The 13,987-nt window shown below is 37.5% G+C and carries 8 protein-coding genes; 5 read left to right on the forward strand and 3 right to left on the reverse strand.

What is annotated here, in order from left to right; genetic code table 11:
- Positions 1-35 precede the first annotated feature (35 nt).
- Positions 36-1,460: a glutamine synthetase family protein gene (locus ACH63V_RS09530; protein WP_045543972.1), complete on the reverse strand. Its 1,425-nt coding sequence runs from the start codon at positions 1,458-1,460 to the stop codon at positions 36-38.
- Between the two features lie 396 nt (positions 1,461-1,856).
- Between ACH63V_RS09530 and ACH63V_RS09535 the strand changes: the two genes are divergently transcribed.
- On the forward strand, positions 1,857-2,405 hold the full coding sequence (locus ACH63V_RS09535) for a DUF2799 domain-containing protein (protein WP_045543973.1): 549 nt from the start codon (positions 1,857-1,859) through the stop codon (positions 2,403-2,405).
- Positions 2,406-2,451: 46 nt separating this feature from the next.
- Here ACH63V_RS09535 and coq7 read toward each other — a convergent pair whose 3' ends face one another.
- Positions 2,452-3,087, reverse strand: coding sequence for a 2-polyprenyl-3-methyl-6-methoxy-1,4-benzoquinone monooxygenase (gene coq7 / locus ACH63V_RS09540; RefSeq protein ID WP_045543974.1), 636 nt, complete (start codon positions 3,085-3,087; stop codon positions 2,452-2,454).
- A 3-nt stretch (positions 3,088-3,090) separates the two neighbouring features.
- Positions 3,091-4,413 carry an MFS transporter gene (locus ACH63V_RS09545; RefSeq protein WP_087486620.1) on the reverse strand — a complete coding sequence of 441 codons (1,323 nt, stop codon included), beginning with the start codon at positions 4,411-4,413 and terminating at the stop codon, positions 3,091-3,093.
- A 165-nt stretch (positions 4,414-4,578) separates the two neighbouring features.
- Here ACH63V_RS09545 and ACH63V_RS09550 point away from each other — a divergent pair, with 165 nt between their 5' ends.
- The 4 genes from ACH63V_RS09550 to ACH63V_RS09565 all read left to right on the forward strand — a co-directional run bounded on the left by ACH63V_RS09550 (position 4,579) and on the right by ACH63V_RS09565 (position 13,823).
- The gene (locus tag ACH63V_RS09550) at positions 4,579-7,305 is read left to right on the forward strand and encodes an autotransporter assembly complex family protein (RefSeq protein ID WP_396463357.1); all 2,727 of its coding nucleotides are present in this window, start codon (positions 4,579-4,581) and stop codon (positions 7,303-7,305) included.
- Positions 7,306-7,330: 25 nt separating this feature from the next.
- The gene (locus ACH63V_RS09555) at positions 7,331-11,836 is read left to right on the forward strand and encodes a translocation/assembly module TamB domain-containing protein (protein WP_396463358.1); all 4,506 of its coding nucleotides are present in this window, start codon (positions 7,331-7,333) and stop codon (positions 11,834-11,836) included.
- 256 nt (positions 11,837-12,092) lie between these two features.
- Positions 12,093-13,328, forward strand: coding sequence for a lactonase family protein (locus tag ACH63V_RS09560; protein ID WP_396463359.1), 1,236 nt, complete (start codon positions 12,093-12,095; stop codon positions 13,326-13,328).
- A 132-nt stretch (positions 13,329-13,460) separates the two neighbouring features.
- A complete protein-coding gene (locus tag ACH63V_RS09565) occupies positions 13,461-13,823 on the forward strand; it encodes a hypothetical protein (RefSeq protein ID WP_263614020.1) in 363 nt (120 codons plus the stop codon).
- Positions 13,824-13,987: the final 164 nt, after the last annotated feature.

Consider the following 13,987-nt stretch of genomic DNA (forward strand, 5'->3'; position numbering starts at 1 on the left):
TTTGCAAAGTGGTTTATAGTTTTTTGCTTTTTTATTTAAATATCCCAATGTTGTTCTGCTTCAGTCATTTGGCTGTAAATATTTTGATATTCAGCCTGCTTAACTGTGTACCAATGTTCGACAAAGTCTGCTCCTAAATATCCTTTTAAAATAAGACTTCCTTTAAATATTTTTAAGGCTTCTGGCTGATTATTAGCTAATAAAATGTGTTCATCTTGAAACTTCAAAAGATGAGCAGGTTTTGGCAGCGGTAATCTATGAGATAAGCCGTAAGATACACCTGCTAGAATAGTGGCTGTAACAAGATAGGGGTTACAGTCAGCTCCAGCAACACGATATTCTAAACGTTGATTTTGTACATCCGAGCATGGAATGCGAATTGCGACATTACGATTATTGGTATCCCAATTGGCTTCTAATGGCACATGATGACCAATTTTAAAGCGTCTATAAGAATTGATATTAGGGGCTAAAATCGCCATAGATGCGGGCATTAACTCAATGAGCCCGCTAATCGCGCTGAGTAATTTGGTAGAAAGCTCATCTTTTTCTTCTTCTGAGCTAAATATATTTTCATGATATTGATTCAGCATACTCATATGAAAATGCATGCCACTACCGGCTTTTGCCAAGTTCGGTTTCGCCATGAAACAAGCAGTTAAGTCATGTTTTCTTGCGACTTGTTTTACAATTCTTTTTAAAGCATTAATTTGATCGCATAGCTTTAAAATGTCATGGCTATGTTGAAGGTTTAATTCATATTGTCCAGGAGATGATTCCGCAACAATAGCTGTAATTTCAATAGATTGTAGTAGAGCGGCTTTTTCAACTTCATCTAGGACTTGTTGATAGTTATTTGGTGCATCTATATCAAAGCATTGGTTTTCTATACATGTTTCAGCCTGATACTGAGGTGAGAAAAGATAAAACTCTAGCTCGGCAGCCATGACAGGAAAATAATTATTAGTATGTAACTGATTTAATATTTTTTTTAATATATTGCGTGGTTCATAACGGCAGTCTGTACCATCTTCTTCTTGCATGGATAGGTAAAGCTGGGCATTTAATTCAGGGGATAAGGCACTGGGTTGCAAGCTGCCTAAAATGGGCAGGCAAAGTCTATCTGGTTCACCAATATATTTTCCTAGGCCTGTTTCTTCAATCACTTTTCCATCCAGACTCATGGCGTAAACAGAAAGTGGAAAATAACATCCATGAGAGAGATTTTTGAGGCTTTTAACGTCAATTCGTTTACCACGAATATGCCCATTTAAGTCATGTAAACAAATATCAATGTGCTGAGTCTGAGGATATAAACTTAAATATTCATCAACTTCTTTTAAAAAAAGTTCTGCGTTGAAAGTGTTATCTTGTGTCGGTGCAATAAAATCATCTGATATTTTAAATGCCTTAAAGTGAGAATCTTTTAAGTTTAAATTTGGATAAATAAGCGTACTCATTATAAAAAACCTTGGTGGTTATTTAGCTAAAATCCTACCTTAGCCCTTGAAGTAAATCGCGTAAAAAAAGAGTAAAATAATTAAAGAGTATTTTATAAGTAATTTTTATTTTTTGTATTCATAATCAGTGGTTTGAGTTTTGTTTTGATAATAAATTTTCAAAGTAAAATTAACGTATAGAGCCATCTAATAATTCATGATTTCGCTTTTAAAAATTAAACATAATTAGAATTTGTGATCCTTAAATTTGGTGAGATGGTCAAACTGCTTTAAACTTAAACGCTTATCCAGTTAAACATTTATGTATAAGTCTCGAATAAAGTAGGACTTATATAGGTGTGTAATGGAATTTTATTTTTTGCGTTTTTTTAAATTTTATTTTTGAGTTCTCTTAATATGAAAAATATCGGTTTAGCCATTTTGGCAATCAGCCTCTCGGGTTGTGCTGCAATGAGCGTAGAAGAATGTAAGACTGCAAATTGGTCATTAGTGGGTGAGAAAGATGGTTCAAAAGGTTCTTCACCACGTTTAGATCAATATTACAAAGCGTGCGGAAAAGCCAATATTGTTCCAGATCAAAAGTCATATGAGCGTGGATATAAAGAAGGTCTAGGGTATTATTGCCAGCCAGCAAACATTTTTTATAATGCTTTAGAAGGGAATGGGAATATTAATGTCTGTCCAATCGAGCAGCGTAATCGTTTAAGACCTTATTATCGAGCTGCCTCAGATTACTACAATGCAAAAAATGAATACGACCGTTATGATGAAAAGTTTAAGCAGTATTCTGACAGTGCTTATAACGAAAAATTAAAGCCAGAAGAGCGTGAACGTTATCGTAAGCTTTTAAGAGAATTACAAATTGATCGTGACCGTATTAATCGCAACTATTGGAACTCAATTCGAGATATTGAACGTTTTAAATACGATCACGGCTTAAAATAATATTTGAAAAAAGGATTGATCTGAATGAGATCAATCCTTTGTTTTTTTAAAGATAATAACTCGTTTTAGTCATTAACTTTGAAATGGCAGTCATACTGATTTTTACCGCATATGGCAATTCAACACCACCTGCTTCAAGCGCTGTATGGCGATGATGTAATTCATCTTCATTCATTTGCTCCAAAATTTTACGAGAACGTTCATCTTGAGGAGGTAACTGGTTTAAATGGTCTTGCAAATGCATGCTTACCTGACGTTCAGTTTCAGCAACAAAACCTAAGCTATATTTATCACCAGCAATACCAGCAAGAGCGCCCATACCATATGAAAGGCCGTACCAGATTGGGTTCAATAAACTTGTATGGCTATTCAACTCTTTTAAACGGTCTTCGCACCAAGCTAAATGGTCTTGCTCTTCAATTGCTGCTTGTTGCATTTCACGGCGTACATTCGGTAATTTCGCCGTTAATGCTTGTCCATGATAAAGCGCTTGAGCACATACTTCACCACTATGGTTAACACGCATGAGGCCTGCAACATGGCGAGCATCTTCTACACCAAGTTGTGTTTCAGCCGTTTCAGCTGGGTTTTGGCGCTGAGCTGCTGTTGCACCCGGAACAAGACTACGTAATGCTTGATCAAAGGAGTTAATAAGTTGATCAATTCCCGTGTAGTGGCGCATAAATTAGTCCTCCAAAGAAAGATGTGCTGTGGCAAGCATTGGTTTTAGTCGGGCAAGAAGCCAGATACTAAAGATTGCACTAAGTACAGCTGTAATAATAAATAGTATTTTAATATCAATTTTTAAAACACTTAATATTAAGATTGAGAAAATTGCAGAAGAAACCATGAATACAGCATTTAAAATGTTATTTGCTGCAACCACTCGGGCACGATGGGAGCGAGGCGAATAAGCCTGCATCATGGCATATAAAGGAACAATATAAAAACCACCACTAATACCCAATAAAGTCACAGCAATCATGACATGGTAGTAAACCCAACCTTGAGTGAAAATATCTTTTAACGTCAGTAATGCACCAGTTCTTTCGGGTACAAAAGCTAGACTGGCTGCAAGGTAAAGTGCAAAAACAGTAAGGCCAATTGCACCGATTGGCACCATTTTAATATTAATTTCTGAACCACCAATTTTGCGGCAAAGTAGTGAACCGACACCAATTCCGACTGAGAAAAAGGTGAGTAGTAGGCTGACGACATTTTCTGATGCATGGAGATTTTGCTGAGTCAGCTGCGGAATTTGCGTTAAATAAGTCGCCCCATAAAACCAGTACCATGAGTTACCTAATAAAATTGTGAACACTAACGGTAAGCTTTTGGCATATGTAATGGTTTGGAAGCTTGTACGAATAAAGTTCCAGTCAATATCTAGATCTGGTGCAGCAACTTTTTGAGGCAAGATAAAGCGACTAAACACATAGCCTATACAAGCAATAGCAACTACAGTCAGACTAATCCACAGCAAATTACCTTCTGATGATGCAATTACGGCACCACCTAAGATCATTCCGAACAAGATTGCCATCGATGTACCTGATTGAAATAAGGCATTGCCCGACATGAGTTCATTTGGTTTTAAAATCTCAGGCAAAATTGCATATTTAATAGGTCCGAAAAATGTGGAATGAGTTCCCATTAAGAATAAAGCGAGAAGAAGCAACCATAAATGCCCCAATAAAAAACCAGCAGAACCAATAAGCATAATGATGATTTCTAATATTTTTATACCACGTACAAGCTGTGCACGTTCATATTTGTCTGCAATTTGCCCAGCTGTTGCCGAGAAAAAGAAATATGGCAATATAAACAATAATGCTGCTAAATTATTGAGTGTGCTTACTGGGGCAGATTGTTGTTGAATCCAACCATACGTAATGACTAACAATAAAGCTTGCTTAAAAACATTGTCATTTAATGCGCCAAAAAACTGTGTAAAAAACATCGGTACAAACCGACGTGATGTCATCAGGGATTCATCTTGTTTCATCATGTGCAAGCTTCATTGAGTTTTATTAAAAAATGTGACGGAGTGTTAATTTGCATCGAAAACCATGTATGATATTTTTAACGCTTGATTAAATGAAAAATCAATGGTTTCGAGTGAGTTTTATCCTCATATTGGTGCGTTTATTAAAAAATAAGTTTAGAGTTTTCCATGCCTTCTAAAATTAAGTTTAAACAGTCAACTCTTTCTCACTCTATGCATTTAATCTTGAAAATGCAGAGTATACCTAAACTTATTTGTAGCAGCCTATTGTTAAGTTTATGTGTTAATCCTTGTTATGCTCAAAGTTCGGCTGATACTATAACACCAGTCGCAAACCAGACAGTAGCTGATTCATCATTACAACAAACGAATACAAATAACCCAAACGATGTTCCGATTACTGATATTGCGACTCTTGTAACTCAAGCACAGCAACAACAAGATAGCTTGGCTATATTGCAACAACAAGAACAATTTCCAAATCAGATTGAAGAATTTAAGCCAATTACGCTCGATAACCTTGAAGATTTACCAGTTATGCCTGTTGACCAGAACATGGCAAATGAAATTTATCGGGTAGCAGAAGAGGCAAAGACTGAAGCTCAGAACTTCCAGAATGGAACGCAAAAACATCCAGAAATGGTGGTCAATGATGCATCTCAAGCAGAATTACATGAAATTACTCAAGCACCTGTAAATATTGACCAACTCATGAGTGAGATTCAATCGGATAGTAAGATTGTAGTCGAAGCAAATGAAACAGGAAAAACTTTACCCGAGCTTACAGCTGCGACTGAAGAACCACCCGAAGAAAAAGGTTTCTTTAAGCGAATAATAAATAAAATCCGTCCACCACGTGTGATTCCGATGGAACAAATACCTCGTATCTCTGCTGAGGTCAGTGGAGCTCCGGATGATCTTGCTAAAAATATTAAAGGCAAATTATCTACATTTACCCAAGAATCATTTGAAGATTTTAATTCCGCGTTACCTCAGCTTAGAAGTTTAAGTAACCAAGCTGCCCAAGCTGTGGGTTATTACAATGCTGAGTTTCGTTTTGAAAAATTAAGTGCAAGCCGCGTTCGTGTTAACGTTACTCCAAATGAGCCTGTACGAATTAATGAACAAAACATTGAGTTTAGTGGAGCTGGTTCAAAACAGCCACAGTTTCAGGTTATTCGTTTAGTGCCAGACCAAGATGTAGGTGATATTTTTAATCATGGTCTGTATGAAACAACCAAAAGCCGAATTGTCGATGCTGCATCGAATAACGGGTATTTTGATGCGTACTGGCGTTTACATGATGTGAAAGTAAGCCAACCTGAGAACAAAGCAGATATTAATCTCAAGTATGAAACAGGTGAGCGCTATAAGCTGGGTAAGGTTGAGTTTCGTATGAGCGATCCTTCAAAACCATTGCCAATCAAGTTAAAAATTCTGGAAAGTATGGCACCTTGGCAAGAAGGTGATGATTACACATTCTGGCGTGTAAATGCTTTAGCCAATAACCTGACTAACTCGCGTTATTTTAACTACACTTTGGTCGATTCAATTAAACCTGATCCAATTGAAAAACCACTTGAATTACCGCCAGATTTGCAAGCATTGGTTGATCAGCAAAATGTCACTATTGATGAATCGAAATTGCTTTCCCCTGAGCAACAACAGCTTGCTAAAGCTCGACAGTTAGCTTCATCTAGTAAAGAAGTCACTCAAAATGTCGTGGACGAAAAACAATTTGCCGGAACTGAAAATCCACAATTAGCTGCGGCGCCCGCTGCTTTAAAAACAGCAGCAGTACAACACGCAGAGCAAGAATCGGAACAAGACCGTTTACAAGCCCAGGCACGTGAAGAAAAACGAATTCCGGTGATTGTGACCTTAAATGCTGACAAACTAAATAGTCTGGAAACAGGTGTTGGTTATGGTACTGACACGGGAGCTCGTTTACGTAGTCAATATCGCCGCTCGATTGTCAATGAATATGGTCATTCATTTGATGCCAACTTTGAACTTTCACAAATTCGGCAGTCTATAGATGGCCGTTATAGTATTCCTTATAAGCACCCATTAAATGATTACTTTAATATTGTGGGTGGTTATGAGCGCGAGACTAGAGATAATATCGGTCCTGATGTGAGTTTATTAACTGAATCTGCGGTATTCGGTGGTGAGCGAGTTATTAAAAAGCCATTAGGAAACTGGCAACATACGATTGGGGTACGTTACCGTCTGGACCGTTTAACTCAAAAAGGGGATGTTGATATTTCTGAGTTACCAGATGCTTTTAAAGCTGCTGCATCAGAACAAGAAGCCTTGTTATTCGGTTATGAAACATCTAAAACTTCGAGTAATACACGTTTAAACCCAACTAAAGCATTTAAACAAAGCTATAAGATAGAACTGGGAAGTAGTAGTCTACTTTCCGATGCTAATATGGCGATTGCAACAGCGGGTTGGAGATTTATTTATTCTTTGGGTGAAAACGATAACCATCAGTTTGTGGGGCGATCTGATCTTAGTTATATTTTTACCGATGAATTTGATAAAGTTCCCTATAATTTAAGATTCTTTACTGGTGGTGATCAGACAATTCGTGGTTTTGATTATAAAAGTCTTTCACCAGAAGAAAATGGATATAAGATTGGTGGACAAGCTTTAGCTATTGGCTCTTTGGAATATAACTATCAATTCAAAGAGGGATGGCGAGCAGCTGTTTTTTCTGATTTTGGTAATGCTTACGATAAGAATTTTAGTAATCCGAGTGCTTATAGTGTTGGTGTCGGTATTCGTTGGAAGTCACCAATTGGACCAATTCGTTTAGATGTGGCTTCAGGTATTTCTGATGATAATCATCCGATTCGTTTGCATTTCTTTATTGGTCCACAACTTTAAAAATAAAATTTATTAGGTTTATTTTATGGCGGAAGTAGAACAGCAGCCCACTTCGGCACCTGACTCTCCTAAGAAGCGACGCATTTTGCGCAGCTTCTTGCTGACGATATTAATCATACTTTTATTACTTGTTGCTTCTATCATTATTATGATGTCGACTGACCGTGGAAGCCGTTTCTTATTAGACCGTGTTTTACAGGCGCAGCAAGTTATTAAATATGAATATGAAGGGGGTAATTTACTTAAAGGAATTATCCTTAAAAATATTATTGTTCAGTTAGCAGAAGTCGATGTTACTTTAGATAGAGCTGATGTTCGCTTAGGGTGGCGTTCTTTAATATTAGAAAAAGAAGTGCATTTGAGTAATGCAGATGTACGTAACTTAATCATTATTAATAAAGCTCCGCCATCAGATAAACCATTTGGATTTAAACCCATTAAATTGCCATTTGTGCTGCGGGTAGATCAGGCAGATGTCGATCATTTAGAAATTAAAAATTCAGGTTCTGTCGTAAATTTCCATGATGTTCATCTAAATGATGCGCTGTGGTCAGAAACAAAGCTGAAGTTTGAAAACTCAAGTATGGATATGGGGTATCTTTCTGTTCATAACGCAACAGGAAATATGGACTTTAGTGGTAAATATCCACTTAATGCGACTGCAGATTTAAGAATTCCTTCTTTAAAAAGTTTAAATATCCAAAATATTAAAGTGGCAGCCCGAGGAAGTTTAGACACTTTACAAGCTGGTGTAGCAACCACAACACCAGATTTATTAACAGGTTGGGTCGTTTTACATCCTGTTCGTCATGAAGTACCTATGCAAGGTGCATTGTTATTCAAAAACTATCACTTGCCTTTACTGGTCGAACAAAAATTATTTGCTAAAAATGGCGTGATCAAGTTTCAGGGAGATGTGAAACAACTGAACTTAGCACTTGATACAGATTTAAAAGGTGAGAATTTACCTGAAGGCCAATACAACGCCTTAATGAATACCGATCTGGTTCACCAGTTGAATATTACTGACTTTAATGGTCAGGTTATGAAAGGTGCAATTAACCTTAAAGGGTTAGTGAACTGGAAAGATCATGTCACTTGGGATGTAAAAGGTCGTTTAGATCATGTTACTCCTAAAGATAAAGCGATTCCTCAAGTCGTTCAGGATTTCTTGCCACCAAGTTTAGATGCAGCCGTTTCTTCAACGGGTTCTTTGGAAAAAGGTACTGAAGTATTAGCTAATGTAGACTTTGACCGCTACGAGTCTTGGAAACTTAAATTAAACCAAGCTCCTGAAAAGAATAAAAAACCTCAGCCAATGTTTATGAATGTGGCTTGGTCAAAAATAGACCGTGCTATGCCATATATAGGTTGGTTAAGCAGTGATAGTGGTCAAGTTGATCTGACTCTTCGAGATGGTCAGCAAGATATTAAAGTCTCGACAAAAGTATATCAGCATGAACAGACTTTATTGCCAGCAGGGCAATATCTGGCAACGTTGAATGTTAAAAATAATATTCTTAATGTTCCTAGTTTTAATTTTGTGGCTCAAAAAGGTAGTCTCTCAGGTCAGGCCAAAGTTTTATTGCCTACTGAAAAACGTCAGCTGGCATGGAATGCTTTATTAAATGCAAAAGACTTTAATCCACAAAGTATTCATGCAGCTGCACCGGTTAACCTACTCAATGGATCAGTCAAGGCAAGTGGTTTTGCAAAGCCAAATCAACAAATTATTCAACTGGAAAAAATTGATTTAAAAGGCCAATTGGCTCAAGCAAACCAAGAAACTATTGCGCTAGCTGGAAAAAGTACAGCAGCTTTATTATTTAATGATGTTAAAGCTGGTGGCGGTTTTAAAGGTTTTGCCGTTAATTATGATGGATCTTTAAAAGCACTTAATCAGGCTAATGGATTATTAAAGTTCTCTATTGCAGGTACTCCAGAGTTTATTCGAATTAGTCAGTTACAACATGATGGTGTTGCAGGAAAAATCTATGCGACTGGATCATTAAATTTAAAAGATCGTATTGCTTGGGATATCAATAGTTCGCTTGTGCGTTTTAAACCTCAATATTTTGTTTCTAGTGTAAAAGGTGAAATTTCAGGAAATGTAAAAACGCAAGGTGTTTGGTCTGATAAGTTAAAGCGTATTGATATTCAACAATTGAATCTTGCAGGATTTTTGAATAACAAGCCAGTGAGAGGTAAAGGTAACTTATCTATACTTATGGATTCGAACCAAAAGGGCTTTTTACCTCAACAATTTGAAGCGAATAATCTATTTTTAGTGTATGCACAGAACCAGTTGCAAGCGACTGGTAATGCGCAGAATTTAAAAATTAAGCTCAATGCACCTGCACTTTATGAGTTGTATCCTGGTTTAAGTGGCCGTGCGTATGGAGATTTGAGTGTCCAATCTCAACCACGTTTAAAGGCTACAGCTAATATTGCAGTTGATAACTTTGCCTACACTAATTTAGTGAGTATTAAAAAACTGCGTGTACAGGGTGAACTTCCAACTTCTGAAACAACACCAACTCAACTCACAGCAAAACTAGACAATTTACGTAGTGGTAGCCGTCTAATCCAGTCTGCTGAGGTGAATTTGGCCGGAACACGAAAAGCGCACTTATTAAAAGTGCAGGCGAATAATAATGTTTCTAAGTTCTATGTACAGTTAGCAGGCGGTTTTAACCAGAATAATGATTGGTTAGGCCAAATTCAAAAAGGTAGTTTTGATTCACGTCGAATTCGTTTAGCACAAAATCAAAATGCACCTGTTGTTTTCTCATCAGCACGTTCTGAGTTATATGTGGGACAACATTGTTGGCAAAGTAGAAGTAGTCAGTTATGTCTTGATCAACCTGTACGTGTAAGTAAAGCACAGGGCAATATTTCATTTGTTACCCAAAATTTGGATTTAGGCGATTTTGCTGCGTTCATGCCAGAAGGGTTGGCAATGACAGGGCAACTCAATGGCTATGCAAAAGCTTCTTGGGTAAATGGTGGACACCCTAAACTTGATGCACGTTTAGTGACACGAAAAGGTGAGCTAGGTCTAGCAGCAGAAGACCCTCAAGACCCACCAACGACATTGACTTATGATGAACTGAGCGTAATCGCGAAGAGTATTTCAGATGGTCTATTGTTACGTGTTGATGTAAAAACACCTGATATTGGTACTGGCTATGCAAATGTCATTATTAATCCATACCAACCCTCTATGCCAATGCGTGGTGAGGTGGCCTTTAATGATGTGCAGTTGAAAGTTTTAAAACCATTCATTCAAGATGTACGTTCAATGAGTGGTACCTTAGCCTTAGCAGGTAAAGTGAATGGTACATTAACCCAACCGCAGTTTACGGGTGAAATGCGTTTGAAAAACGGGGCGATCAGTATGATTTCCCTGCCAGTGAACTTAACCAACGTACAAGTGTACTCGTCTATTCGTCAGGATATGGCAACAATTGATGGTGCATTTAACAGTGGACAAGGGGTAGGTTTACTTAAAGGTAGTTTCGACTGGAAAGATTCACCACGTCTACAGTTGAACTTAAAAGGTGATAACTTACTGGTACGCCAAGCACCATTAATTACCGCAATTGCAAATCCGAATTTGACACTCGATATGTATCCTTTCGATAAACGTCTAAGTTTGAAAGGATCGGTAGATGTCCCTCGTGCACGTATTTCAATGCCTGAAACAACCGCACCTGTCATTAATACATCTTCAGATGTCCGTATTGTTCGTCAAGGCCAAGATCCACTTGCAATTTTACGTGCAGCAAAACCTTGGGATATTCGTGCAGATATTTCGGTAAATATTGGTAATCAGGTTATCTTCCAAGGCTTTAACAGTAATATTCCTTTAGTAGGTCGTTTGAACTTAACTCAGCGTGGTTATGAAACTGCAATGCGCGCAATGGGTGCTATTGGTGTGAGCCAAAAAGTGAAAATTGAAGCCTATGGACAAAGCTTAGATTTAAACCGTGCAATTGCCCGTTTCAATGGTCCGTTGGCAAACCCGACTTTAGATATTGATGCGAATAAGAATGTTCAGGGCAGTATGGTGGGCGTTCGTGTCACAGGTACTGCATCATCTCCAAACATTCAAGTTTATAACGATGCAGGCTTATCTGAACAAGAAGCATTAAATGCATTGGTAACAGGTCGTATTAATGAAGGTTCTAGCGGTTTAAGTAATTCAGAAGGTTTTAAATCTGATGTAAACAATACAATTGCTGCGGCCGGTATTAGTATGGGCTTGGGTGGTACTCGTGCTTTAACGAATCAAATTGGTCGTACTTTTGGTTTAAGTGGACTTGCACTCGATGCTCAAGGTACAGGGGATGATACTCAGGTAAGTTTAACTGGATATATTACCCCTGACTTATTCATTCGTTATGGTGTTGGTGTATTTACGCCAGTTAACAAGCTTACCTTGCGTTATCAAATGAACCGCCGTTTATATTTAGAAGCAAGTCAGTCTTTAGAAAGAGCAATCGACCTATTCTACAATTGGCGTTTCTAAATGTATGAATTAAGAGCTCACTTTTAGTGGGCTCTTATTTTATTAAATATTTATAGTGTTTTTAAAAAGTTGGATATTAATCATATAGATCATCAATTTTTGAGCAGGAGTCACGCTTTAAATAGGTTTTTTATTAAAGAAAATTCACTTGAAAACTGCAGTTTTATAAATTAATTTTCAGAATCATTAAATGAAATTAGATTGATAATGCCTTGTTGATAATTGCAAATAAGGTGAGTTTTCCAAGGAAATGCCAGTGAAAAAAGATACTTGTGTTGAAATTAAAGAGAATAGGGATAACGAGCCAAATGTTAAATATCGTGGGCTAATTCAAAAATTAACAACAACCTTATCAGTGACGTTTTTATCACTTGGTTGGGGGAACGCTGTGAATGCTGCAGATCAACAAATCGCTTTAGTTGGAACTTGGACATCAATTCCTAATGCACCACTTGTGCAAAAACCAAAACAGGCCAGTGAAGGTTTGTACCAGCTTCAAGTGAATAGCGATGGGACTTTAACTCCTGTTAAAGTATTAAAAATGAAAAGTCCTTCATGGATTGTGAAATCGAAAGATGGCCGTTTTGCATATACAACAAATGAAGAAAACTCAGGGGAAGTCACTGCTTTATCAGTTCAAAACGGAAAGGTAGAGGTACTGAACACAGTGGATAGCCATGGTGGACATCCAACACATGCCTCAATCAGTTTAGATGGTAAGTTCCTGTTTGTATCGAACTATTCCGCATTCGATAAAGGTCGTGGTGGCGTAGCCGTTTTGCCAATTTTGCCAAATGGACATTTAGGTGAAATGGTACAAAATATTGTGTTCGCAGAAGGTTCTGGTCATGTCAAAGGTCGTCAGGAAAGTGGTCATGCACATTCGACAACTTTCAGCCCAGATGGTAAGTATTTATATGCGAGCGATCTTGGAAATGACAAAATCTATACCTTTCGTTATAACCCAAGTAAAACGCAACCACTTGAAGCGGACAGTAGCCGAGATGTGACGTTTATTCATGGGTCTGGTCCACGTCATATGGTCTTTTCACCAAATGGCAAGCATGCATACATTACCGCAGAAATGCGAAGTGAAATTGTGGCGTTTAATGTACAAGATGGACATTTGAAAAAAATTGCTGAGCTAAAGCTGGTACATGAAGATAAAACCCCCGAATTTAAAAGTGCGAGTGGAATTATCCTTAGTCCAGATGGCAAATATGTAATTGCTGCCAATCGTGGTGCAGACAACAAACTTTTGGTATTTAAAATTCAACAAAATGGCTTGCTAGATCAACCAGTCGTTTATAACGCTAATGGTATTGAACCACGAGCTTTCTCATTCGATGCGACTGGTAAATATCTGTATGTGACGAATGTATACAGTAATAATATTAGTTTGTTCCGCTTTGATGCAAAAAGCGGTAGCTTAAAACCTGCTGGCGATGCTGCAAAAATATCTACGCCTACTGATATTAAATTTTTTAATTAATCTGAATTGATAAATCAGTATTTCTAACACTTCCTATAAAAGACCGAGAATTTCTATCTCGGTTTTTTATGGCAGTTTTTGCAAAGTTTGTCAGATTCAGTATGATGTGGGCAGCTTAGTCTGTGTAGAGTAATGATGAAAAAAGTTTTATTTGTTTTGATGGGTATGTTGTTAGTCGGCTGTACAGAGAAAAAACCTTTAACACCTGAAGAACAATGGCATGGCTTTTGTACAAGTGTTGGAAATGCAGCTAGAAGTATTGTGTTTGATCGTCAGCAAGCAATTGAAAAGACTCAAGCGGTTGAACATGCAAATAAAATTGAAGATGAGATCACCAAAAAATTCATCTTGAATATTATTGAAAAAGTTTATGCTATTCCACAAGATGAACTAAAAACTAACCCAGAAGCCCTACAAGAAAAAATTAGAAAACAAATGGCAGATGAGTGCTTAGTTACACCCCACGACAAAATGCCAAACTACAAAAAGTTCTAAGTGTACAAGACATCGTCAACACTCCACTAAGGTGGAGTGTTCTTTCAAATCAAAATATCGCATGATAAGTCAGTCATTAAGATCATTATTTACACAGGGGTATTTAGTTACAAAATAATGGGCATCACGGAGAAACACCCCGCGCGCATTAACTTTTAGCTTGA

This window comes from Acinetobacter sp. ABJ-A23_2 (assembly GCF_044538765.1).
Classification (GTDB): domain Bacteria; phylum Pseudomonadota; class Gammaproteobacteria; order Pseudomonadales; family Moraxellaceae; genus Acinetobacter; species Acinetobacter nosocomialis_A.

Coding starts and splice junctions, on each gene's coding strand:
- ACH63V_RS09535 (WP_045543973.1), top strand. CDS start 1,857: ATGAAAAATATCGGTTTAGCCATTTTGGCAATCAGCCTCTCGGGTTGT.
- ACH63V_RS09530 (WP_045543972.1), bottom strand. CDS start 1,460: ATGAGTACGCTTATTTATCCAAATTTAAACTTAAAAGATTCTCACTTT.
- ACH63V_RS09565 (WP_263614020.1), top strand. CDS start 13,461: ATGATGAAAAAAGTTTTATTTGTTTTGATGGGTATGTTGTTAGTCGGC.
- ACH63V_RS09550 (WP_396463357.1), top strand. CDS start 4,579: ATGCCTTCTAAAATTAAGTTTAAACAGTCAACTCTTTCTCACTCTATG.
- ACH63V_RS09545 (WP_087486620.1), bottom strand. CDS start 4,413: ATGATGAAACAAGATGAATCCCTGATGACATCACGTCGGTTTGTACCG.
- coq7 (WP_045543974.1), bottom strand. CDS start 3,087: ATGCGCCACTACACGGGAATTGATCAACTTATTAACTCCTTTGATCAA.
- ACH63V_RS09555 (WP_396463358.1), top strand. CDS start 7,331: ATGGCGGAAGTAGAACAGCAGCCCACTTCGGCACCTGACTCTCCTAAG.